Source organism: Bradyrhizobium stylosanthis, assembly GCF_001641335.1.
Classification (GTDB): Bacteria; Pseudomonadota; Alphaproteobacteria; order Rhizobiales; family Xanthobacteraceae; genus Bradyrhizobium; species Bradyrhizobium stylosanthis.
Genome location: NZ_LVEM01000002.1, coordinates 1626574 through 1651153 on the forward strand (window position 1 = coordinate 1626574; position 24580 = coordinate 1651153).

A 24580-nucleotide genomic window follows, 5' to 3' on the forward strand; every position below is an offset into this window, starting at 1 on the left:
CCACCTTGCACTAAAGACCTCAGTGCGACTGTCGGGCTCGATGGATTTTTGGCTTGCGATGCCACTCGACGTTTCGTGACTCCTGGCGGCTTACAGACATTCCTTGGTGAGGTTCTCGACAATCTGAGGCGCGAAAGTGCCAGCTATTGCCGAAATGGCGCGGACGAAAGTACAGCGACCAGCGTTTGTTAGGCGGCCCCGGGATCCAAGCCGGGATTCACACAGCTCGCGGACGGCGAATCCTTGCTCACGATCGTCGGTGGACCCGATTGATGTGGCGACGGTGCGCCCGCGAGCGAGCGTGGCTGCGCCGAGAGTGATGCCGATTCTTCGACAGCCGTGACTCTGTACCGAAGTTGTTGTCGTGCACTTCAGCTCTATGATAAGCAGGAATTGGACCAGCTTTGAAAGGATTGCGGTATGAGTCTAACGCAGAGATTTGAGTTTCGGCAGTCGCTGGTGATAACGCCGCAGTTGATGCAGGCGATCAAGATGCTGCAATTGTCTAATCTAGATCTCACGACCTTCGTCGAGGAAGAGCTAGAACGCAATCCGCTGCTCGAGCCCGCTGACGACAATGAGCGCGCAACCAGTGATGTTTCTGACGAAACCAGCTTATTTAGGGACCGCGAGGAAAGCGGAGGCGAGGACCATGAGACCTTGGGCGCGACCGCCGAAACGTTTGAGATCGGGCAGGAAGAATGGCCGAAATCTGATATCGGCAGCCGTATTGAGATCGAACACAATGTTGCTTCTGAAGAAGCTGCCGAGGCGGGCGTTCGCAACACCCAGGATGCATCCACGAGGGTCTCCCCTGAATGGGGCGGCGGCGCCTCCGGTGACGAGGACTACAATCTCGAAGCCATCGTCGCGGTAGAGACAACACTTTCCGACCATCTCGCCGAGCAGCTCGCGGTCGCGTTCACCGCGCCGGCGCAGCGCATGATCGGGCAGTATCTGATCGATCTCGTCGACGAGGCCGGCTATCTGCCGCCCGATCTTGGCGGGGCTGCCGAGCGGCTTGGCGCAACGCAAAAGGACGTCGAGGACGTTCTTGCCGTGCTAAAAAAATTCGACCCGCCCGGCGTCTGCGCACGTAGCTTAAGCGAATGCCTGGCGATCCAGCTTCGCGAGCTTGACCGCTACGATCCCGCGATGCAGGCCCTCGTCGAGCATCTCGATCTCCTCGCTAAGCGCGACATCGCGAGCTTGCGCGAACTCTGCGGGGTCGACGACGAGGATATCGCCGACATGATCGGCGAGATCCGCCGCCTTAACCCGAAGCCCGGCATGAAGTTCGGCTCCGCGCGCCTGCAGACCATGGTGCCGGACGTCTATGTTCATTCAGGTCCCGACGGCGGCTGGCATGTCGAGCTCAACAGCGACACCTTGCCGCGCGTGCTCGTGAACCAGACCTATTACACCGAGCTGTCAAAGAGGACCGGCAAGGGCGGCGACAAATCCTATTTCGCCGATGCCTTGCAGAACGCGACCTGGCTGGTGCGCGCACTCGATCAGCGTGCCCGCACCATCCTGAAGGTCGCGACCGAGATCGTGCGCCAGCAGGACGGCTTCTTCACCCATGGTATCGCACGCTTGAGGCCGCTCAACCTGAAAGCGGTAGCCGAGGCTATCGAGATGCATGAATCGACGGTCTCGCGCGTCAGCGCCAACAAATACATCGCGACGAATCGCGGCACGTTTGAGCTGAAATATTTCTTCAGCACATCGATTGCATCGGCCGATGGCGGCGAGGCGCATTCCGCTGAATCCGTCCGCCACCACATCAAGCAGCTGATCGATACGGAGGAGCCGTCCGCAACCCTGTCCGACGACACGATCGTCGAACGGTTACGTGCCTCCGGTATTGAAATCGCCCGGCGCACGGTTGCTAAGTACCGCGAAGCCATGCGCATTCCCTCTTCGGCACAACGTCGTCGCGACAAGCAGAGCACCCTTGATAACGTCCTCTCCATCGCCCTGTCCGATCGTTCCCGCACCGCCGAGCCGGCTTGATTGCGCTTAAAGTTAAAGCATGATCCGGAACTGAAGGCCCGCGTTAGCGCAAAGTGTGAAGCGGTTTTCCGGAAAGATCATGCGCAAACAACAACCTAAAGCGCGATGACGATTCATCCTGATCTCATCACGCTTTAGGCATCGATCAAGCGAGCCGTTGCCTCAGCTGCGAGACCTATGGGTGTATCGAGACTATTACGGGCCGTCAGCCAGGTTTTCGTGACCGGAGGCAACAAGGATAGTCACATGATACGTGCCTATGAACAATCTCGTCGGGTGCATCGGCCGCATCTTCTGGTCAATGGGGCACGAGCACGACCCGTGCACGGAACGATTTTTGACAGAAGCTGAGGTGGGGGATTTCTAAAAAAGTGTCATTCCAAGATCGCGTTTCGCGCGCCCGGAGAGGAATGGAAAAGCAAGCTGAAAACAACAACCCCGGCATTGCTGCCGGAGTTTCGTATTTTTGTTGAAAGCGTACGACCTAGAAATCCATGCCGCCCATGCCGCCGCCCGGGGGCATGGCGGGGCCGGCAGCGGCCTTCTTCGGCAGCTCGGCGACCATGGCCTCGGTGGTGATCAGCAGCGCCGCCACGGAGGAGGCGTTCTGGATCGCGGTGCGCACGACTTTGGTCGGGTCGATGATGCCCTTCGAGACCAGGTTGCCGTACTCGCCGGCCTGTGAGTCGAAGCCATAGGCGTACTGATCCTTCTCCAGGATCTTGCCGACGATCACCGAGCCATCTTCACCGGCGTTGATCACGATCTGGCGGGCCGGCCAGGATAGCGCCTTGCGCACGATCTCGACGCCAGTCTTCTGGTCGTCGTTCTTGGTGCGAAGGTTCTTAAGCTGCTCGGTCGCGCGGAGCAGGGCGACGCCGCCGCCCGGCAGGATGCCTTCCTCGACAGCCGCGCGGGTCGCATGCATCGCGTCATCAACGCGATCCTTGCGCTCCTTCACCTCGACCTCGGTCGCGCCGCCGACGCGGATCACCGCGACGCCGCAGGCGAGCTTGGCCAGACGCTCCTGGAGCTTCTCACGGTCGTAGTCCGAGGTGGTTTCCTCAATCTGCGCCTTGATCTGGGCCACGCGCGCCTCGATGTCGGCCTTCTTGCCGGCGCCGTTGACGATCGTAGTGTTCTCCTTATCGATTATCACCTTCTTGGCGCGGCCGAGCATGTTGAGCGTGACATTCTCGAGCTTGATGCCGAGATCTTCCGAGATCGCCTGGCCGCCGGTCAGGATCGCGATGTCCTGCAGCATCGCCTTGCGGCGATCGCCGAAGCCCGGAGCCTTGACGGCCGCGACTTTCAGGCCGCCGCGCAGACGGTTCACGACCAGGGTCGCGAGCGCTTCGCCCTCGACGTCCTCAGCGACGATGACCAGCGGCTTGCCACTCTGCACCACGGCCTCCAGCAGCGGCAGCAGCTCGTTCAGCGAAGAGAGCTTCTTCTCGCTGATGAGGATGTGGGCGTCGTCCATCTCAACGCGCATCTTCTCCGCGTTGGTGACGAAGTAGGGCGAAATGTAGCCGCGGTCGAACTGCATGCCTTCCACGACGTCGAGCTCGGTCTGGAGCGACTTGGCTTCTTCGACGGTGATGACACCCTCGTTACCGACCTTCTTCATGGCGTTGGCAAGGAATTCGCCGATCTCCGCGTCGCCGTTGGCGGAAATCGTGGCGACCTGGGCGATCTCTTCGTTCGAGGTGACCTTCTTGGAGTTCTTCTGGAGGTCCGCGACGACGGCGTCGACGGCGAGGTCGATACCGCGCTTGAGATCCATCGGGTTCATGCCGGCGGCAACCGCTTTGGCGCCTTCCCGGACGATCGCAGCCGCGAGCACGGTGGCGGTGGTGGTGCCGTCGCCGGCCGTGTCAGCGGATTTGGAGGCGACTTCGCGCACCATCTGTGCGCCCATATTCTCGAACTTGTCGTCGAGCTCGATCTCCTTGGCGACGGTGACGCCGTCCTTGGTGATGCGGGGGGCGCCGAACGACTTGTCGAGGACGACGTTACGACCCTTCGGGCCGAGCGTGACGTTCACGGCATTGGCGAGGACATCGACGCCGCGCAGCATGCGGTCGCGGGCGTCGACGCCAAATTTCACTTCTTTGGATGACATATCAGTTTCCCTGAGTTGTGTCATCTCACCCTTGGCGCCTGGCAGGCGTTCCTCAGAGGTGAGCGATGCGAGCGGGTTGAATTAAGCGACCTTCTTTTTGGCCGACACGTCGGTGAGAACGCCCATGATGTCGCTTTCCTTCATGATCAAGAGCTCCTGGCCGTCGATCTTAACCTCAGTGCCTGACCACTTGCCGAACAGCACACGATCACCGACGCCCAGATCGATCGCGATCAGCTTGCCGCTCTCGTCGCGGCCACCGGGGCCAACGGCGATCACTTCGCCCTGGGAGGGCTTTTCCTTGGCCGTATCGGGAATGATGATGCCGCCAGCGGTCTTCTCTTCTGCGTCGATACGCTTGACCAGGACGCGATCATGAAGTGGACGAAAGTGCATGCAGTCCTCCAAAAAATTTGCAGGAGTTGAGGATTTCAACGTTGTTAGCAGTCTGTGCCCGCGAGTGCTAACGCAGGCGCAACTGAAATAGGATGGGTTTTTGTGGGAGCAAGGGCGGCCAGCTAAAAATCAGCTCTCATAAGCGTGTCTATCTGAGTCATTAGCGCCGCTAACTGGCCCGCGCGCAATGAGCGCAGTGTGACTGCTCGGCCGAGGCCTGCATGATGTCGCGACGGATGATCTTCCTGAAAGAATCCCCAGAGATTAGTGCCTCGAGATTCTTAGTCATCGCTAATGCCATTCATCTGGCTAATTCCATTCATCTGATTGACTGCTGGGATACCGGCTCCGACCGAAGCGAACGCTAGCGCTGATGAACGCGCTGGTAACAGGAGTTCGCCGTGGCTTACTTCAGTGGACCGGATTCTCATCGAGTTACCGCCATGTCCGCAACAGCGAGGGAGCGTGAACAGGTTCGCTGATGCCCCCTCATTCTGACGATCTCGGAAATAGGCGACTTATCTATCTTGCTCAATCGCTAACTTTGGCAGTTGACAACAGCTGGATGAAAGCGGCGAGCCGGCGGCGGCGGCCTCTTCGGAGCTGAACGAAATGCGCGGGTTCGAACATAGGCATCACCGACAGGAGACAAACCGCGTTATTGCGGAGCGGAAGCCTGGTGCAAAATCCCGGCAAAGGCGGATCGGCACGTCCCTTAGCTTCGTACCTCGGCCGAGCGGCCGCGCGAGGGAACTGATTCAACGCCAACACTCACGCAAAGCTCAATCGCGCTTCATCTACTCTGCGAGGCGATGATGATCGTATACGCATACGTTTCGCGTACTACGATTGCAACTAGATCCGCCTCCGGGAGGCAAAGAGATGCAAGCGACCCCAGTTTCGCAGCACCTTCTTAAGACCGGTCGCGAGAAGAGTGGAGTGAGGGGCGGCACCGACGACTGGATCGGAAATGCGCCGAGTCCGCCCCCGCATCACCCTTGGGAGCGGAGGTGACGCGACTTTGAAGTTAGCAAACAATCCGATCATGCAGCTACTGCAACTATCTCACACCAGGATGGCACGCATACGGGTTGAATCGGCCGCGGCGTTAGGTTGTATGCTGCGGAGCCCTAGAGTGTCCGTCCTGGCTTTGCGCAGAGAACCCTGACTGTTGACGACGAGCCCACGCGACGGACAAAGAAAATTGCAGACAAGGCGAAAGATGTGCGGCTAAAATCGATCAGAAACAATAATTCGATTTCGTCGTTAGTAGGACCACTCAGGCGACCAACCCAAGGTCTTCAATCTCGATAATGCGTCAGCCGCCCTCTTTTCTGCTCTTAGGCTTCCCTTCTCGTTGGATAGGATTCATCCATGCTGCTCGATCGCAACGGCCGCGGCAGATTGGTCAGGCGATCGGGACCCCACTTCCAAAACGCGGTTGCGTTTCATGCCGGAGCCCTCGTCTGGCCTGAACTTGACTGAGCTCGCTAGCCTGAGTTCGGTTCGGAGCGAAATTCAAGCCGCAACGAATCTAGTTCTCGTCCTTCTGTACAGATCCGACTGCGTCAGCCGCTCGATCATTGTTCGACGTCTGACGGCGCGGCACAAGTTTGTGAGATCCAACACACTTGCGTGCTGTCGCGCCTTCTCGGCTCCTTTGCGAAGCGCGATAAGGCGCTGACAGCTCGCGACGGACGCTGGCACGGCCCTTGCTCCCTCTCACCGTAGGCCAATCGAGGCGAGTTGGAAGGAGCTGACCATGAGCAGCACGACAGGATCTTGGGCTTACGGAGAGAAAGCGCCCATGCCAAGTCAAGAGCAGACCAAAACGAAAGAAGTTCGTGGCTCTTCGAGCCGCGGCGGCTTTGGAGCTATGCCGCAGGATGCAAAAGCTGCAGCAAAAACCGCTAAGAGGCGCTGACGAAATCGGGCGCACGACTGCCCGGTTATGCAGGGCCGAAAGTGCGGTACCGCTGACCTCGCCCTGCCCCTTGACGGCAGGGCGAGGAGGCGTCGCTGCTTTGGCCATTTATAGGAGCTGGCAACCGCAGTTGCTCATTGCATCGCCTAGAATGAATGGGTTGGATGGGAATTGACGGGCCTTTTGCGATAAAATGGAGCCCCCCAAAATACACGATCAGGTGGACTTTGCTGCCTTTATGTCACGAGTAAGCCACACCGATCTGTTCAGGTACGAAACAGGCGGCCGGCAGATCTTCGTTTTCAACTCTCCTGAATTGGTTTGGTGCTTTTATTAAGACACTGATTTTTACGATGTTAGCGAGCACCCCTACAGAAAAATTGTGAATGCATATGCTCCATCGGCGTTCCCACTGCTAAAACTGAAAGCAATTTCCGCTGGTCATGTGAAGCCGTGCGATACAATTCTAGCTGAGCTCAGTCAGAGCGCAGCTGGCTTTCAAGAGCGTGTTGCGCTATTCGTCGCAAATCAAAGCACGATCGAGATCTCACATGAGATCAAACGCTGGATGCTGATCTTGATGGCCAAATTGCTTTACAATTTCGATATCTCCCGCCACGCCGAAGAGTTCATCGTGAAAGGAAATTTTATAGAGGAGTGGCTAGCGATTGTAGAACACGCCAATTGCTGGCCCGAGAGGAGGAGAATCGACAGCGCGCTCGAATTTTTCAGAACGTGGCACTTGCAATCTAAGATCAAGTTAACTCATTGCGACGAGAAACCCAAAATGCCGGCAGACCTGGTCGCGTATACGATGATCCGTACGCTGATTAAACGTCTTCCACGCATCCGCGACCTCCATAGCCTGGACCTTGATGCTTATTGCGGGAAGCAGTGTCGAAGAGGCCCTGTTTGAAGAAGCGGCGGCAGCCGGACCCGAGTTCGACTTTCGGAACGTGAAATCAGCTCCCAAGCTTTGGACGGAAAGCTTACGACTCTATCCTCCCGCGTGGATGCAAGGCAGACACGTACGGACGAATCAGATCGTGGCCGAGATGAACATTTCTCAGGGTAGCGCAGTCATGGTTGCGCATACTCGCTGCATCGCAATGCAAAATATGGGAATCGTCTTGGGGAGTTTCTGCCGGAAAGGTTTAATGAACGCTCGACCTACGACACCCGATGCTATGTGCGCCTTCGGCGGAGGACACCACATCTGCCCTGCATCTGGACTGCCAATTCCAATTTTGCAATTGATTCTTGCTGACATGATCTGGCGGCTTCGCTTCACAGTGCATGGAATCGCATGTAAACCTCGCGGGCTAATTGGGCTGAGATTGCATCCAGGTCTTTGGCTCAAGCTTAGGCCTCGACAGTGAACATCCGCTTTGAGCAGCGGGTGGAGTTTGGTGCACGTCATGGATTTTCATGAGTGCACCGCCGTCGACGCGATCAACCTGCTCGTCACGTCAAAGTGACCGCGAAATGGCTGCTCAACTTGCTGAAATCTCGCAGTCGTGCCTGTTCTAGGACTGAATGCTCTGGGAGCGGCCAAGCCCCTCACGCGGGTGTGCCGCCTGACCTTGATAGCGCAATGGTCAAACACTTGATCAAACTAGCCGTGGCAAACGGTTTAGCAAGAAAGCAGATCCCGCTAGCCTCGATCGCTCGAGCGCGGACCGCATCGTCTGGGAAGGCCGTGATGAAGATGAACGGCATGCGATGACCGAGGCTTCGCATATGCCTCAGCAGGTCAATTCCGCTCATCAACGACATTTGGACGTCGGTAATCACACAGGACGTCTCTGTCAATTCCGCAGCGCTCAGGAACTCCTCCGCGGAGGCAAAGGCGTGGACCAAGTATCCGTACGATGCCAGAAGGTTGCTCGTGGCGCCGCGAACGGATGGATCATCGTCGATGACTGAAATGACGGAATGCTTGGGCAAACTGTTTGCTCGAGATCCGGGAAACTGCTCGCCGCGGTTGCGGCCGGCGTTGGAAAGTGAGGGCTCGAAGCAGAATTGAAAAGCATACTTAGGTTTGTACGTTCCCCTTTGGTCGAGAAATCCCGAGAGCTTCACTTATTCTTATGAGGTCAGCCAGCGACTTCGCGCCCATTTTGCGCATGACCTGGCCGCGATAGATTTTGACGGTAATCTCTGCCAGCCCGAGCTCGCCCGCCACCTGCTTGTTAAGCAGGCCGGAGGCTACCAGGGCCAGAACATCGCGCTCGCGTGGGGTCAGACTTTCGAGCCGGGATCGTAGGTCAGAGACTTTTTTTTCGAGATCGCGCCTCTTGCGATCTCGTTCGATCGCGGCCCGCACCGCGTCGAGCAGATCCTGCTCGCGTACCGGCTTGGTCAGGAAGTCGACCGCACCGCTCTTCATAGCCTGGACGGTCATGGGAATATCGCCATAACCTGTGATAAAGATGATCGGCGTGTGGATGTTGGCCTCAGCAAGTTCGGACTGCAGATCGAGGCCGCTCGATCCTGGTAGGCGGATGTCGAGAACGAGGCAGCTCGGTACCTCGGGCGGGTTCGCCTGCAAAACCTCCGCGGCAGAGCCAACAGCCCAGACCTTAAGCCCTACTGATTCAAACAGATTTGTAAGAGCCTTGCGCATCGAAGCGTCGTCGTCGACGATCAAGACGATCGGTTCATCGGTATCTGTGCGCGACTGTGGTATTTGCGAAAACTCGCTCATGATGCACCCTCCTGGTGCACGCGAAGGTTCATGTGAAATGTCACGCTGCATCCCCTTTAAAAGTGCACCAAGCGCGTAAAAGCGGCCAAGAATGCTGGTGCGGCCAAATTATCCAATTTTGCTATCTGGGTCAGGATTGATCGCAAAACTGCCCATTTTCCGACTATAGGGGCGATTCGGTTGCGGCAAAAGGACTACAAGCCCCGACCCGACCCGTGTTGTGCGCGATCGAAGGCCTTGCTGCTCTGCCGCACGCCGCCTGAGGGCCTCACTGCGCCGGCGGTTGGAGGGCGCCAATTCCGTATCCCCGACCGGACTGCGGAGGGGGGCTCGACATTTCTTGCCAGAGATGCCGGTGGCCAGAGAGGACGTCCACCTTCCACGGGCTAACGTCTTGCGTTCTCGCCGTTTGCGCACGCGGCTGTCGCCTCACCAGGCTCTCATGGAACGAGCCGCGTAGGGGCTCGGCCATCCTGTCTCGATCCCTCGCACCAAGAGGTGTCCCTCCCAAAAGGCGCTCTGAGCCAAGGTCTCATTGCGTTCAGCGAGCAGATCCGGATCTTCCCTTCGGGAGGCACATTCGTCCTTAACGACCTCGGTCGGCACTTAGGGCCCCCCAAAAGGAATGCAGAGCTACCTTAGGTTGAGCTTTGCCTGGCGCCCGCGCCCACCTTCTGGACCACCATTCTTCCGGCTGAGTAGCAGTCCCCGCGTCAAGCCCGGCAAGGGGCAGGTCACATTCCGCATTTTTTGCTGCTGCCCGCAGAGAGCCGCGTAAGGCAGGGACGGATAATCTTGCAACACGTCTGCTTTGGCTTGGGTGGAATGGGGCGAATGGTGGACTTCCCGCAACGGCCTGAGGGCCGGCGTCAGTGAGGCTCGCGGCCGTTCTTCGCGGAGAATCAAGTGACCAAAAAAAGTATCTCCTATTCTCGGTCGGGCGATTTGCATCGGCTAGATAGACTATCGTCCGGACCATAGGGTGGCGTAAGGACAGAGTCTGACGTGGGTCTCCTTCGCGAAAAACGCTGGCGCGTCTGCAGGGGGCGATCAGCTTAAGCAATGACTTAAGCGCGACGACGGCTATCCCAATCTCATCACCTGTGTGTACCGAGCCCCTCCAAGATCCGACGCATGAAGATTAGCGATTCCAAGCCATTCGATCATCTTGCAACGCACCTTGAATACATAAAAATCCGAGTGATCCAAATCGAAGAAAGGCCAGCCTTCGAGCCCGCATGGGCGGTTTGTCTCACCGACTTTCGGAATCGAGAAGAAGCATTGCTGATCCTGGTTGTCCGATTTGCGACCTGCTGTCAGGGCCAGAACACGTCCGGCAAGCAGATAGCCTCGTAATTCAACGTTCTCGGGTTGGCATAAGCTTTGAATGGTAGGACTTATTGAGGACAGCCGCTCGAAGGATTCCCAGGGGTGACGAGGGTATCAGATACCGGTGTGCGTGGGCCGCAACTTCGGGATCCTCAACGTCGGCAGCCCGTGGCTCGGCGCTCCTGCGGGATGCTGCCAGCAAGGTTGAGCACGTCGCAATCGAGTTTACTCCATGACGAGCCAGTGATCCCGATCTCTCTATGCGGACCATCAACCGCATACTTACATAAAGAGAGGTGGAGCGCTGGTGCAGACCTAGCTGCTCTCGCCGGTCGGGAGCTGCGGACGAGCACCGAACCTATCGGTGGCGCTGACGCCTGCCGTTTCTGAAGGGACTGGGCAAGACTCTGACAATGCATCGTTCGGCAGCGGTCCCGGATCGAGGCAGCGGATACTCCTTTCCTAAAGCAGAGATGATAGGGCCGGCGAATTAAACCGGCCAGCGGTGTTGTATGGATAATCGAGTGAAAAAAGAAGTGCTGGACTTCCAGCACAAGCGCACGACACCGTTGGATTATCATCAGCTCGTTATCGAGTTTGCTGAACTTGCGAAGCTCGCATGGCCAATGGTGCTGACGCAGCTTGGGCAAGTCGTGATGATGACGACCGATCTCGCGCTGATAGGAGGCCTCGGTCCCGAGGCGCTTGCTGCGGCAGCACTGGGTGTCGTGATCTTCCTCATCGGTTTCACACTCGGCGTCGGTTTGCTGGCCCCGATCGCGCCGCTGGCAGCGCAGGCGTTCGGAGCGAAAAACCTTGCCGCGCTCAGACGCACGGTGCGCATGGGACTCTGGGCGGCCCTGCTGCTATCGCTTCCGATCATTGCCTTTGCGCTAAACGGAGAACGAGCATTGCTCACTTTCGGCCAAGCGCCCGAGGTGGCGCGCCTCGCGCAGCAATACCTGCTCGGACTAGCCTTTGGCGTGGTGCCGGCCCTGGGTTTTCACGGGTTTCGCAACTTCATGGCTGCGGTTCATCGGCCGCAGCCGGTTTTGTGGATTACGATTGGGTCCATTCCTCTCAATGCGCTCATGGCTTATTTGCTCATCTATGGGAAGCTTGGCCTGCCGCCACTTGGGCTTTTCGGGGCCGGCCTTGCGAGCAGCTTCGTGAACTTTACGATGTTCTTGGTCGTGTTGTGGTTCGCCACAATGCGCTCCCCTTTCCGCGACTATCACGTGCTGGCGCGGCTGCGGCAATTCGATTGGCCGTTCATGAAGCGTTTAATCGCGATGGGAATTCCGGTCTCATTCATTGTTTTGCTGCAAGGCGGACTTTTTTTGGCCGCGGGGCTCCTGGCCGGCCTCGTCAGCATTAGAGCGCTTACTGCCCATCAGATCGCCCTTCAGGTCGACACGGTCCTATTCGTGGTTCCAGTAGGCATAAGCACGGCGGCGGCCGTGCGCGTCGGTCACGCCGTAGGTCGCCAGGACGGTCCGGGCGTCAAAAGAGCTGGAATCATTGCTATACTCCTTGGCATTATGGCTGCTGCGGTACTGACTATCGCGGTTGTCGCCGTACGGTTTGAAATCGTCGGCCTGTTTGTGGACGATACGACTGAGGGTGCCGGCGCGACGACAGACTTGGCGGCCAACCTCCTTTTGGTCGGCGCGAGCTTCTTTATCAGTGATGCCGCTCAGCACATTGCGGCGGGCGGCTTGCGTGGACTGAAGGACACTCGCATCCCGCTTCTTTTCGCCTGCGTAGCTAATTGGTTAATCGGCTTCACCCTTAGTTACGTGCTCGGTTTGAAGATTGGACTTGGTGCGATTGGTATCTGGATTGGTTTGTCAGTTGGGACGACCATCTACGCGTCTTTTGTCGTGACGCGTTTCCTGCTGCTGGCGAGCAGGTTTGCTCCGCGGTGTCCCGCAACCTCGTAAGTCAGGCATATGGTCAAGCAGAATTCCCGGAACCAGCAGCGGGTTTTGGCTTCTCCGGTACCCAAAAGACCCTCCGGTTCAAAATATGATTCTGGTTTCTGACAATCTTGTCATGCGAGCCTAGTGTCGTGCACGCGGAACGGTCCTTGTTCAGTGACATTCGATATCAATCGGGAAGCGGCACTCGAAGCACCAAGGCATGCCGTCGCCGAGACTAGTTTGACCGATCGGTCGGCATGTCTCGGCAAGCGAGCGCGCGCCTCGTCGCCTTTCGGTTGGAGGACTTTGATCCCTCGCGGTCACACCACCTGCTTTGTTCGGGACCCGGCCACCCGTAGCGGGTGCACTTTCGCTTTCTCTTGGGGCCCAGTCGGTCCGGCGTCGCCAAGGTACGCCTGCCGTGCATCGAGCGCTTTCGTCTGTACGCGCCGAAGTTATTCTTGCCTTGCATATTCACCAAACACATGCGCCCGCTGTGGGGCTGTCGTCGCAGCCGGTCAGATCTGCGCATAGCTCAGCAAGGGTCCGAGAGTGAAAGGGCAGTGCCTTCGAGGTGACGGGTTCAAGGCCGCGAGACAGTCTCGCCGGCGCCCGTTCTCGGAGATTAGCGATCTCCAAACGGCATCCTCGCAGCGGGACCGGCCAGCACCGGGCAGGCCTTTATGACGAAATTACCGATAATATCATTGCCGAGCTCGAGGCCGGCCGAGTTCCATGGGGGCAGTCTTGGGGACAGCGGCGGCAAAGGCCCCGATTGCCATGCCGAACAATGCCTCGACCAAGCGGCACTACAGCGGCATCAATGTCCTGATCCTTTGGGGCGCGGTCATCGAGCGTGGCTTCGCTGGTCAGAGCTGGCTCACCTTCCGCCAAGCGCTCTCGCTCGGCGGTCATCTGCGCAAGGGCGAGCGTGGTACGACAGTGCTCTATGCTGACCGCTTCGTACCGAATGATGAAAAGCGCCGAGCTGCGGAGACCGGTGAGGAGGCGCTGTCGATTCCCTTCCTGAAGCGTTTTACAGTCTTCAATGCGGATCAGTGCGACGGCCTGCCTTCGGAAATCGCGGCTGCTGCGCCTCCTCGGCAGCAGGGACTGATCGAGCCAGCTGTCGAAGCCCTGATCAAGGCACTGGCATTGAGTTCCGCATTGGCGGTGATCGTGCCTTCTATGTGCCGACAGAAGACTATGTGCAGGTGCCGCCGCCGCAGGCCTACTTCGAGCCGATCAATTGGCATCGCACGGCGCTCCACGAGCTTGGCCACGCAAGCGGTCATTCTTCACGGCTCAACCGCGATCTCAGTGGCTCTTTTGGCACCAGGAAGAACGCGTTTGAGGAGTTGATAACGGGGCTGTCCGCCGCGCTCACCTGTGCCTCGCTCGGCATCGTTCCGACAGTACGGCATACCGACTACATCGCCTCCTGGTTGGAAGTTCTGCCGGAGGACAATCGCGCGATCGTTCGTGCCGCAAGCCAGGCCAGCAAGGCCGCGGACTATATCCTCGGCTATTTGCCCGATGCGGTGATCGCCGAGACGATGGAGGGAGCTGAGGCCGCCTGAACCGCTTGTCTCAGGCTTCTCATGCAGAGCAAGAAGGATCGCCAGATATCTGCGACGGGTCGGAAGCCGAAAGACGTCCTCGGCCGCCCGTCGTGAGAAACGATCAGCTCAATGAACCACTCAATCGTCTTCGCGCGACATTCCTTCAAACTGGTGTTGAGCCGGTCAGGCTTGAATGAATGCGGGGTAAAATCGAGCAACTCACATTGCCTAACGTGCCAATGCCGAAATCTCTCAAACGTTCGAAGGGCCTGAAAGCCATTTAGGTTCTCGCGGCGCCACCTTCCTGGATTGCGGCCGATCATAAGATCAAAACATTGAGCTGACAGGAAAGCTAGTCCGATAGAGGCCGCGACATGCGTTCCACTCCACGCGCTACGCTCGCATTTTGATCAAGAAGTCGTTGACCTGCCCCCTCCGACGAACTCAGATTGTTGCTCAGCTTTTGGACGTTGTCCACGACCTGGGCCGCCGATGAGCCAGAGGCGCGCGACGCATCGTTGGATACGTCTATGTCTCGGGATGCTTCGCCCGTATCCGACCCCTCTTTCCCTCCGCCGACGGGACTGAACTGTTCGTAGGCCAGTTCTGATACATCGAATTCTTTGGGGCAGGCGGTCACACCGTCGACGATCAAGTGGCTTTCACTTTAAAGCAGCCTCGCGGCCCGCGATGCGCATGATCCGGTCGGTGCCCCCTTCTAAAAATCAGGTGCCCGCCCATTCCGTCGAACAACAGGTACTATTCGATAGCCACGCTGCTTCAGTTCACGGAAACAGTCGGACCCGGTTGGACCTGCTTGCTGGAGCTCGCAGGATAGAGTTGGTTGGTGCGCAATGCGCGTATCCGCTACAATGCAAATGCAGCCTACTTACGATCTTCGCGAGGAGGCCGCCAAATGGCGGCCCATGAAAGTCAGATTTCGCGCTAGTCAAAAAGTTCACATGAAAAAAACCAGTCCCGGGTAAAACTGATAGCGATGCAAAACAGATCTGCGGTGCGAAAAAGCTACGACATTTTGCCGACGGACAGCAATATCATTTGTTCTGCGCCTACCGACACAGACAGGGGCTGGAGCGAAGCCTCCCGGTCAGGAAGGGATAGCGGCGGTGTTCAAAACCGCTTGCGATCTGGCAGGAACCGCGCTGTGAAAAGGGCCGCCTCGCGCTCGAGCTTGATCAGTCCGCGGCCAGGACAGTGGATCGAAAGTTAAAGCTCAACTTTTTGTACTAACGGGGCGTGCTCATAGATGTCGCTTCGTTCTGATACGACCGTCATTGTGCAACCGCAGTAAAAGTCGTGATCGGCCGAAAGCAGATAACTCCTCTTCAAGGCGGAGCTTTGGTGCAGGACCTTACGCGTCTCTCTGGTGACATGGATGAAGTGCACCAGCTCAGCGCGGGCGTCGAACTCAAGATCTGCTAAAACCATGATGACAGCTTCCGCACCGTTGCTTGCTTCCGCCGTGTGTGTCACGTGTCGCGGTGTATCTTGGTGCCAGCTCTTGCCCGGGGGCGCAGAAGCAGACGGATACGGTGAATAATGGCACTACGTCCTCGCCTACCGCAATAGCCGATCAAACGTGGATCCCCCTTCTTGCCAGAGCTATGATGCCTGCAATCATTGCTGGCGAGGCAGCAATTTGCCAGATGATGGTTGAGCCCCGCACGCCCGAACGGGATGAGATAAGCGCGACATTATAAAGATGGGTAAGAAAAACTGCCGCTGCTGAAATTGGTGGGCCCCGCCCGAGGCCGTCAATGCGGCGATGACCAAGAAGCTCATCGCCGGGCCGACCCAAACGAAGACCAGAATGCGTCTCAAGTCGGGCATCCTCGTCAGCATCTCCATCAATCTCGCCTGCGTTGATTACGAACAGTAAAGTTATGCCAACTCCGCGAAGGGCGTTTTCGGCGGATTCGGCGAGAGTTGTTGTCGGGTTGATGTCCGCTTCTGCCCGCAACCGCCAAACCGGAGTTGGCCATGATGAGCGTTGCGATCGGTCGAACTTCTATGATTCAAACTGATGCGCAATGAATCCGCCGATTATGAATTGGCTGCCATCAAGCCGGTGCGACTGAGTAAGCCGCTGGCGTTCCCCTGGTGAACCTAACGAAACGAAACTCCGCGACATACAATTCGGTGCGCGAGGTCGTTCGGAAGAATGGGACAGAGCCGTCCAGAACATCGCCGACGTCCTGGTGTATCCGGAAGGAGCACTCACGCCTCGCGATTCAGACAACGGGTCTGGATCTGAACCACGCTGGGATTATCGCGGCGCAGTCCAGGCCGACAAAGCGACATCGGCTCCGTTCATGAAAGGCGCGATGTCTGTGGATGTGCTTCTGCGAAGGCGGCTCATCCGGCGACTCAATGTGAGACGATGCTTGCACCAAATAGCATGCAACGCTCGTTATCAATCTATCGCATTTTACCTCAGTTTCTTGGATCGCCCTAACTGCATGACAGCCCTTTATAAGCGAACCTCGCGCGCCTTGAGGTGAAATCGCCATAGCACACTTCACCCTGCCAGACGTAAGGGCCCTTTGGGGCGGTAGACCAATCTGAATCTTTTAATCTTTGTCGCGCCATGGATGCCCGGCTGACATTTCAATGTTGAGAGCCTGACAACGTGTCGCGGCCCATTGCAGTGCGTCGACCGGCATGCGTGCGTGTTTCTTTCACGTTGCGCAAGGAAGAGGATATTTCACACGTGGCACGCCGATTGCTGGAATGTCAAAGGGGTGCCAACTGCAAGCTGGTCGTAGCGGCAGGTTCCATGCGGCAGGCGGCAGTGGAGAGCGAGCTTATGTTTTCCGAGTTTGAAACCAGTCCATTATCCGGGAAGTCAAGAGGCTCAGTCTTCCGCACTCTCGGATCAAACACCTTGCCCGGCTAGCTATGCACAAGCCGGAGATGACGTGATTCTGGAAGGAATTTTTGGTGCGAAACTCTGCAAGAGCCAAAGGTCCGAGGAAAGTGCTTTCTACGTCGAGATCGGCGCCAATCACCCCGTCTCTACCTCGAGTGCCTATCTTATGTACCAGAAAGGCGCGCGAGGTGTTCTGGTCGAACCCAATCCTGAATTGGGGGCGCTGATCCGAACGGCGCGACCGAGAGACGTTCTCATTCCGGCAGTTGTCTGGCCTGCTCCGCAGGCGTTCGCCATGCTCTTCATCGGAAGCGCCCATGAGCGTTCCTCTGTGGATAAAGCACATGTCAAAAGTTTCGGCGACTTCGATGGCTTGGGAGGTATACGCGACCGCATCGAAGTGAGCGCTGTCGGCATCACGAGCTGTTAATCCCTTATGCAGCCAAAATCGACCTTTTTATCGATCGATTGCGAAGGACCGGATCACGATCTGATCAAAGCCATCGACTACGAGCGGATCAGACCCACTGTCATTCAGTGCGGGCCGCGTGAGCACTTTCCTGAGGGCAACAGGGCACGGATCATCAGTCTGATGGAATGTAGGTCTTACCGGCTTACTGCAATGAGACATCAGCGTCATCTTCGAGCGAGTGACTTGATGCAGCTGTATCGCCAAACCCCAACACCTCCCGGATAGTGTCGCCGTAACATCCGACTCGTCGGGCATTATGCGCGGACAGCCGATCAGAAGGTTTAACAGTTTCGGCTGATGCATGCTCGGCCTTCTTGCGTGGCGATTGCTGGATTAGGCTAGGCAGGATCACGCTGGCGACGACCATGGTCAAAGAGGAGCGCTCTTGAACCATGCGCAGCCGGTACTTGGGCTTCCAATGCCCCGTATGCATTCGGCTTAATCGTGCCAGCCCATGGCGGCCATGATCTCCCTTTGTAGACCTGATAACGATTTGGGTTCGATAATGGGGCGTGAACGCCCGGATGGACCCTTCCTCCGGACCTTTGATCTGCGCGCCGTTCAATCTGCCATTTCAGGGCGACGTCCCGCATAATCGTCGTCTTCGCCCGCGGGTGTTGAGTGGACCAAGCACTCGTCCAGTTGGTTGGATGCCTGATGTGGAGCGCCTATTGCCGAGCTCCTCAGGCACCGATCTGAGGCGGTCGGGGAACGTCGGTTGCGGCAAAGCCGCTGCTGTGATCTTGTGAGCGCCAAGCCAAATGGCCGAACTAGTCGACAACGAGCAACAATTGCAATCGGCTGCCATCGTATGAAGAGAGCTCGATGCCAGCAGAGTTGATGAGGGCGGTCCGAAGAGGATCGCACAAACTGCGTGCGATCACAGCCAGCCCGTCTGACTTCCATTTATCTGCTGGCGTCAGCTTGTGGACAGCTAAGCTATCTAAGGGGGGATAAGGTCGAATGACCTGCAAGCAACGCAACACATATGATCCAAAGGAGCAGGGTCGCTATGTACGGTCGAATTAACGATTGGTCCGGTAGTTCCTCGTATGAAAACTACCATGCTGAACACTCAGAGTCCGAAAACCAAGACTTTTCGGATGCATTCTCTCGGATGCGATTGGAGGATGCGGCTGGTAGCTCATCTTCGCGCTATTCTCTCTCTTCAAGTCCGCCTGTGTTCGAGATCGACAGAGCGACATTCAGGAGAGAAGTGAGGAACTTTCATGGCGAGGAAATCAACCGAATCGCCAACAATCCACACGAGTACTCCGAATTCGTATCGGATAGAGCCAGGCGCACATCGGAGGTTGCCAAGGACTATGGCATTAGAAGAGATTCCGATGATGCCCGATATTACAGCTACCAATTGGGAAATAGGAGCGTAGGGCTCCAAAGAACGGAGCCCGGATTCAGCATGACTGACTTCGAAAGCAATAGGTGGCGAGAACAGTTCCCCGGAGCAGATAGCGTCACCTCAATTGTCGATTTTCAGGTTGCTCATCCGCTGGTTACGAACGCTGGCGATATTCTGCTCGAGCATCAACTTCGGCAAGACGGCGAACGGCCTTTGGTGAACTGGCGTCCTGCCAATCCAGAAGCGAAAGCTCGGGCAGAGAGCATGGGGTTCGTTGAAGTCGATGAGGACGACATGGTACTCGATGCAGCCAGGTCCGAAAAGTGGAGAATCAACGACGACGGTAAATGGCAGCGTGCAACTAGTTCCCAGCGTTATCTATCTAAAGCCGACAGTGATGATGAGGTCGCACAAGCGTCCGATTCGGATGGTGACTTCATGTAACGCGGATCTGCAACCACTCTTTCGAGATGGTCGGCTTACAGTCGAGGGTTGAGCCGAGCGAAACCGATCACCTCGACTGGATGAGGTGCACTGTAAAGACAGCATCGCGGCGATTATGAGCTGCGGGCGATGAATACGTCAACAAAGCCCCGGCTTCAGGTCGGGGCTTTTCATTAGCACCCTGGAAAACGCGAATCATTCGCGCGGCAGGCGGCATTATGGCGGTTGCTCGAGGAGTGCTGTGCGTCAATGTTCAAAATCAGAGCGGTTATGATTTCTCGGTTTGATGAGGTAATCTGATGGCTACGAGCGTCTTCGGTCGCTTCGGTTGAACACGCCAAAAGGATGTCACCGATATCGTACTAGTGGGTAACGCTACGAAATCTTCACGTCCAGCGCAGGCATTTTAAGGCGGACGGCACCAGATGCTGCCTGCTACTCGCGCGATTCAGCCATTGCGATTAGGACCGTTTGGCTGGGCGGCTGGTAGTGTCCTACTGTGTAACGGTTGCCCGCCTCAGCAAGCACGATCGACAGCTCGAGGTGGCTGCGCAGCATAGGATTGTTGGCAGCCATTGCGAGAGCTCGCCGATATAACGCTCGTGCCTCACGGTCGCGCCCCTCGTCATCGAGTACAACCCCCTTTCGCGCATTCAACACGGGCAGGACTGCAGGGACTGACAAGTAGAACTTGTCAAGCACCTCAAGTGCCTCATCCGAGCGCTTGTGAGCCAGCAGGGCTCAGGAGAGGGAGCGCAAGCACGTCGCCTCGTTGCTGCTTCAGCGTTTCGCTCAAAGTCTCCCGGCCAGTACGGCTTGAGAGCGGAAGCAATGCGTTCGTGCATAGCAGGATCGACCTCGTTGCTGCCTATTGGATCTAGCGCGGGCATTTGCTGCGGTCAAAAAAAGCGGTCTTAGGCGAACCTCTGAGTAGCAGAAAGGTAAGCGTAGCAAGGATGGCTGAGTACATCGTCGAACCAAAGGAGAACAATTCGCCGTCCGACTTAACTGATGCAAATTAGACTACGATTTCGCGACCACCTGCTGTGCTCTGTTAGCTGGCTGCGGCGATCGGGTCACGACGCTCTCCTGAGGGAGTGTTATGCTTTGAAGCTTCGAGCTTGACCGATCCAATCGGCTGGACCGTAAAATCCGGAGCGAGATCTTGATACGACATGACAGGCAGGTCGATGCCGTTGCGGATCAGAAAGCCCCGGAGGAAACGCCGGATATCCATTGAACCCAGAATGACGGGTTGGCTCTGGCCACGTGCAACGCTCAAATTGATCTTGCGGAACTGCGAAAGCAACATCTCGCTCTCGCGATCCTCCAAAACCAGATAAGGCCCCACAGCTGTGTCTCGCACTGCACCGCGCACGATATCCTCGGTTTGACGCTCAACAATGAAGGCGGCCACCACACGGTGGGCGTTGGCATAGCGATGACAGATCTGCCGCTTCAGACCGGAGCGAACATATTCGGTGAGCAGGACGACATTTTGTTCGCGCTCGCTCCATTCCGCCAGCGCCTCAAGGACTAGACGAGTGTTGCGAATGGGGAGTCCCTCGTCGAGTAAGCGGCGCAGGACATCGGCGATCCGAGGCACCGGGGTCGTGCGCAGCACCTCCTTCACAAGATCGGCATATTCCTGCTCCATGCGGCCGAGCAATTGTCGGGTCTCCTGAATGCCCACCAGGCGCTGTGCATAGCGGGTCAGTGTCGACTGTACGCGCAAGGCGATGACTTCGCTCGCACGGTGATGCCCTATTCCGGCTGCTCTAAGAGCCGGCGCATGACCTTGTTCGATCCAGACCCGATTTGTCTCTAGGTCTTTGCGAAAAGGGATACCGCTCAATTCAATGTTCGCGACGTCATCGTTGAGCAGGAGTTGTGTCGGGTCAACAAAATCCCGCCCGACGGGCACTCCCTCAACATCTACCCTGAACTCCGATTCCGCTAAGTGTCTGTCGGCTTGGACGGGAATGCGGGGAATTGTGATACCAAGATCAGATGAGACGAGTGCCGAAATCTGTCCGATAGACTGCTCGAGTTCCTCCTTATCGATCCCGTGTGTGAGATCTGGGGCGAGGAATAGCGCGATCGGCAGTGCCTCTGCAGGCACGACATGCTTCGAAGCTTGTAGCGGAGCTGGAGGCGAACCGGTGGCACTAACGCCTGCCTTGGCAGCGTCCTTCTCGCCGTCTACACCAACATTGACAAAGCTTGCTGCGCCGAAGAGCGCGGCAAGCATGATGAACGGAGGCAAAGGGAAGCCCGGCACGAGCCCCATCACAATCAAGACGCCAGCGGCCAACCGGAGCGCTTGTGTGCTGGCCGTCAGTTGGCTGACGATATCGGCACCGAGCTTCAATCTGGAAGGACCATTGACTCGGGTGACAATGGTTGCTGCTGTAATTGACAGCAGCAGAGCCGGAATCTGCGAAATTAGCGCGTCACCGATGGTCAAGATCGTATATTGATGGAGCGCCTCCTCAAGGGGCATGCCCTTGGAGAGCAAGCCGATTGTAATGCCGCCTAGCATGTTAATGCCGATGACTATGAGCCCGGCAATAGCATCGCCCTTCACGAATTTCATAGCGCCGTCCATGGCACCGTGAAGTTGGCTTTCTTGCTCCAGTGCGGCCCGCCGACGGCGAGCTTCGTGCTGATCGATGTGCCCGTTGCGCAGTTCCGCGTCGATTGCCATTTGCTTGCCGGGCAGCGCGTCGAGCGTGAAACGCGCCGACACTTCTGCGACCCGTTCGGCGCCCTTGGCGAGAACCATGAACTGCACCATGGTCACTATTAGGAATATGACCAGTCCGACAGCGATGTTGCCTGATATGACGAAATCGCCGAACGTATGAATGATACTGCCGGCATCGCCCTCAGCGAGGATCAACCGCGTCGTTGCGACTGTAAGAGCCAGACGAAAGACGGTGGAGATAAGGATGACGCCCGGCAAGGACGAAAAATCAAGTGGCGTCTTGAGATGAAGTGCGACCATCAGCAGCAGTACGGCAAAACCGAGGTTGAACCCGATCAGCATGTCGATCACCACGATCGGGATCGGCATGATCATCATTCCGATCGCCAGAAGAAGCATCAAGGCGACCATCAAATCTGGGCTAGCCGGCGCGCGCACAATGAGAGTACGTAGTATGTTGGCCATGAGAAACCGATTATCGCTTGTTTGGAGCTGCGCTGCTCCGCAAGGAAACATAGGTCTTGAAGATTGCTCGAGCTTCGGCCATGCGTCCGGCGTTACGCAGCGCGTGGCTGCGCAAGACCATCAGAGGCAGACGCGAAGACGGCTGATCGTCAAGTTTGTCTAGCCGATCCAAAGCAGCAAGTGCTTCATCACCCTGGCCCTCAGAGATGAGAGCGTAGACCAGAATGCGGAGTAACTCGACGTCCTGAGAATGTTCGTGAGCTACGATTCGCAAAAGAGCCAGGCTCTGTGCGCTTTGACCGCATGCAAGATGGACATAGGAAAGCGCGCAAAGCAAATCACGCTCGGTCCTAGAGATTGACAAGACCCCACCGTCGTTTGCAACTGGCGGCGGCGGCGCGAGGTGTTGCTCTCCGTCAAGCTCGGCCATCGCTAGCCTTTGATCAAGCCGTTGTGATGCTGCTGGAGCAGGAGTAGCCGCCGCAACTCCAGCTGTAAAATCTCGATGTCTTCCCGTGGCACCGAGCCATCTTGCGCGGCAGATAGCGTATCCGCCAAACGTTCCAGAAGAACGCCCTGCTTCTCTGGGCGCAGAACATCCGAGTGACGTAGGCGGGGCGCGACGAAGGAGAGCAGGTTGTTCGCGAGATTGGGGCCGTTAACGCAAGCAATTTCTGGACCCGGCTCGATCTCACTGATCCCGGCGCGCGCCTGATTGACATTGGTGCGTGAAACTGGATCGACTGAGTTAAGCTGCAGCGCTGTCTCAATCGTAGCGCCAGCAGCCACATTTTGCTGATCCGTATCCCGCAAAATAGTGTGGCTCTTCCCGCCATTTGCATGCGATAGCTCGATTTCGCCGGCCTCGGCTTTGGGAGTGGTTGGCGTGGTGGCAGGTGTGTGATTGTCAACGTTCGCCCCCCGGAAGGAGGCCCAAGGCTCTGCCAACTGCTGGGGCAGCCTAGTCATGACACTTTCCTTGTTCGCGGGGGCTGAAACGCTAATAGGGGAGAGCAACAAGCCGGCCATTCCGGCTCAGGAGCACACGTCGTTCCCCAATGTCATTGACGGTCCATCCATTATTCAACAGCGCGCCCACGAAATACTTTTGACCGGCGATGACCATATATGGATCACTCCCGCGCCAAACGGCCTCGACAGCAATTGAGGACGGCGTCTTTTCCTCCTTGGCGGCTACCGCATTGATGAGAACATATGCGCCCTTACGATCGTGATCGAACCGTTCCTGGATTTCCCGCCACTTAGGGATCGAGGCGGGCGTCACGCTACCGTCGGCAGCGACAACACCTGGTTCGGATCTGACTTTGATATTGAAAAGGCCCGCTTTATCAACTTCCTCTTGCAGCCATTGAGCAGCTGAATCGGTTGTCAGTGCATCAGCAACGTTAGATGCCAGCTTGGGTGCAACTTCCACCGCAGGGGGCGAGTCGGTTTTCAAGGCAACAGCGCCGTCCGTCTGGACCAAACTGGTTGAGACTGCCCCGATCGCGACAGAGCTGATCAGGACCGAGACGAATACGGCGGTCGATCCGAGCCATCGGCCGATAGAGCCAGCTTGGCTACAATCCGGTATCGACCAGCGTATGGACATGTGCCCCGCGTGCATGACGACCGGGAGAGGGACAACAATGCGATTGTTCGCAGAAGTATTCTCGTGTCCCTCGACCATGACGTCCCCGGTAAGAGGCTCAATTTCGATCGAGTTACGATTGGGGGTGATACGAAAGTGATGGCGTTCGAGGCCTTGTTCGATGAAGACCAAATCAGCATCCAAGCCACTGCCAATCACAGTAGATACCATACCCACTTTGCCGGTTAGCCCCGAGTAAAGCCCCGAAAGCACTTCGAAATGCGTGGAATTTGGTTCGTTCACGGTCGAAAGCCTCCCAAGCGCGAAGGCAGCCGTACGGCAAAGCCGTAAGGCTTATCGCAGCTTCATCGATTCCGCAGGAGCGAGAGGTGGGGCGACAGCGTCGTCCCACCCCATCCGTTACTGCACTCGCTCGTCGGCTACTTTCTTGATGGTCGTGAGGTTCGTTGAAACGACGCGAAGTTCAACGTCTCTTTCAGTCGCCTGCGTGCTAGCGGTCGTCAGAGCGGTGATCTGCCTTTGGAACGCAGCCTCTGCGGCCACGTCCGCAGCCCCGGCGCCGGCCGCCGCAGAGACAGTGCCAGCAGCCCCGGTTGCAGTCGAGGTATGAGATGCACCAACATTAGGCATGTTATTTCTCCTCTTTCGG

General features: G+C 57.2%; 13 protein-coding genes and 1 pseudogene. 6 read left to right on the forward strand and 8 right to left on the reverse strand.

Annotated features, from left to right (window positions below):
• Nucleotides 1-420: 420 nt before the first annotated feature.
• Entirely contained in the window at nucleotides 421-2016 is a 1596-nt protein-coding gene (gene rpoN, locus A7X65_RS19560) for an RNA polymerase factor sigma-54 (protein WP_063687531.1), read from the forward strand.
• Nucleotides 2017-2500: 484 nt separating this feature from the next.
• Here the strand turns inward: rpoN and groL are convergent, their stop codons facing one another.
• Together groL and A7X65_RS19570 are read right to left on the reverse strand one after the other, a co-directional pair.
• Nucleotides 2501-4141, reverse strand: coding sequence for a chaperonin GroEL (gene groL, locus A7X65_RS19565; protein ID WP_063687533.1), 1641 nt, complete (start codon nucleotides 4139-4141; stop codon nucleotides 2501-2503).
• Between the two features lie 81 nt (nucleotides 4142-4222).
• On the reverse strand, nucleotides 4223-4537 hold the full coding sequence (locus tag A7X65_RS19570) for a co-chaperone GroES (protein ID WP_063687535.1): 315 nt from the start codon (nucleotides 4535-4537) through the stop codon (nucleotides 4223-4225).
• 2306 nt (nucleotides 4538-6843) lie between these two features.
• On the opposite strand from A7X65_RS19570, the gene A7X65_RS19575 reads away from it, so the two are divergent.
• Nucleotides 6844-7377: a hypothetical protein gene (locus A7X65_RS19575; protein ID WP_145669984.1), complete on the forward strand. Its 534-nt coding sequence runs from the start codon at nucleotides 6844-6846 to the stop codon at nucleotides 7375-7377.
• Nucleotides 7378-8021: 644 nt separating this feature from the next.
• Here the strand turns inward: A7X65_RS19575 and A7X65_RS19580 are convergent.
• Both A7X65_RS19580 and A7X65_RS19585 read right to left on the reverse strand, forming a co-directional pair.
• Nucleotides 8022-8408 carry a response regulator transcription factor gene (locus A7X65_RS19580; protein ID WP_063687539.1) on the reverse strand — a complete coding sequence of 129 codons (387 nt, stop codon included), beginning with the start codon at nucleotides 8406-8408 and terminating at the stop codon, nucleotides 8022-8024.
• Nucleotides 8409-8496: 88 nt separating this feature from the next.
• A complete protein-coding gene (locus A7X65_RS19585; protein WP_063687541.1) occupies nucleotides 8497-9168 on the reverse strand; it encodes a response regulator transcription factor in 672 nt (223 codons plus the stop codon).
• A gap of 1853 nt (nucleotides 9169-11021) precedes the next feature.
• On the opposite strand from A7X65_RS19585, the gene A7X65_RS19595 reads away from it, so the two are divergent.
• From A7X65_RS19595 to A7X65_RS43980, 4 genes and pseudogenes are all read left to right on the forward strand, one after another.
• Entirely contained in the window at nucleotides 11022-12440 is a 1419-nt protein-coding gene (locus A7X65_RS19595) for an MATE family efflux transporter (protein ID WP_245323625.1), read from the forward strand.
• A 610-nt stretch (nucleotides 12441-13050) separates the two neighbouring features.
• Nucleotides 13051-13999 (forward strand): annotated as a pseudogene (locus A7X65_RS19600) (ArdC family protein).
• A 2921-nt stretch (nucleotides 14000-16920) separates the two neighbouring features.
• Nucleotides 16921-17301 (forward strand): hypothetical protein, encoded by a 381-nt coding sequence (locus tag A7X65_RS19610; RefSeq protein WP_063687550.1) that lies wholly within the window; start codon nucleotides 16921-16923, stop codon nucleotides 17299-17301.
• 1159 nt (nucleotides 17302-18460) lie between these two features.
• The gene (locus A7X65_RS43980; RefSeq protein ID WP_488230410.1) at nucleotides 18461-19147 is read left to right on the forward strand and encodes an effector protein NopP; all 687 of its coding nucleotides are present in this window, start codon (nucleotides 18461-18463) and stop codon (nucleotides 19145-19147) included.
• 1054 nt (nucleotides 19148-20201) lie between these two features.
• On the opposite strand, the gene sctV is transcribed toward A7X65_RS43980, so the two are convergent.
• Genes sctV through A7X65_RS19635 form a run of 4 tightly spaced genes read right to left on the reverse strand, consistent with a single transcriptional unit; the run spans nucleotide 20202 to nucleotide 24213 of the window.
• Nucleotides 20202-22319 carry a type III secretion system export apparatus subunit SctV gene (sctV, locus tag A7X65_RS19620; protein WP_063687552.1) on the reverse strand — a complete coding sequence of 706 codons (2118 nt, stop codon included), beginning with the start codon at nucleotides 22317-22319 and terminating at the stop codon, nucleotides 20202-20204.
• A 10-nt stretch (nucleotides 22320-22329) separates the two neighbouring features.
• A complete protein-coding gene (gene sctY / locus A7X65_RS43985) occupies nucleotides 22330-22749 on the reverse strand; it encodes a type III secretion apparatus assembly chaperone SctY (RefSeq protein WP_063687554.1) in 420 nt (139 codons plus the stop codon).
• 2 nt (nucleotides 22750-22751) lie between these two features.
• Nucleotides 22752-23288, reverse strand: a complete 537-nt coding sequence (locus A7X65_RS19630) for a hypothetical protein (RefSeq protein ID WP_063687841.1) — start codon at nucleotides 23286-23288, stop codon at nucleotides 22752-22754.
• 31 nt (nucleotides 23289-23319) lie between these two features.
• On the reverse strand, nucleotides 23320-24213 hold the full coding sequence (locus A7X65_RS19635; protein WP_063687556.1) for a SctD/MshK family protein: 894 nt from the start codon (nucleotides 24211-24213) through the stop codon (nucleotides 23320-23322).
• Between the last annotated feature and the right edge of the window lie 367 nt (nucleotides 24214-24580).

Bases quoted from the DNA above. Each gene is read 5' to 3' on its own strand.
- sctV (WP_063687552.1), bottom strand. From the start codon at position 22,319: ATGGCCAACATACTACGTACTCTCATTGTGCGCGCGCCGGCTAGCCCA.
- A7X65_RS19585 (WP_063687541.1), bottom strand. From the start codon at position 9,168: ATGAGCGAGTTTTCGCAAATACCACAGTCGCGCACAGATACCGATGAA.
- A7X65_RS19570 (WP_063687535.1), bottom strand. From the start codon at position 4,537: ATGCACTTTCGTCCACTTCATGATCGCGTCCTGGTCAAGCGTATCGAC.
- groL (WP_063687533.1), bottom strand. From the start codon at position 4,141: ATGTCATCCAAAGAAGTGAAATTTGGCGTCGACGCCCGCGACCGCATG.
- A7X65_RS43980 (WP_488230410.1), top strand. From the start codon at position 18,461: ATGCGATTGGAGGATGCGGCTGGTAGCTCATCTTCGCGCTATTCTCTC.
- rpoN (WP_063687531.1), top strand. From the start codon at position 421: ATGAGTCTAACGCAGAGATTTGAGTTTCGGCAGTCGCTGGTGATAACG.
- A7X65_RS19630 (WP_063687841.1), bottom strand. From the start codon at position 23,288: ATGACTAGGCTGCCCCAGCAGTTGGCAGAGCCTTGGGCCTCCTTCCGG.
- sctY (WP_063687554.1), bottom strand. From the start codon at position 22,749: ATGGCCGAGCTTGACGGAGAGCAACACCTCGCGCCGCCGCCGCCAGTT.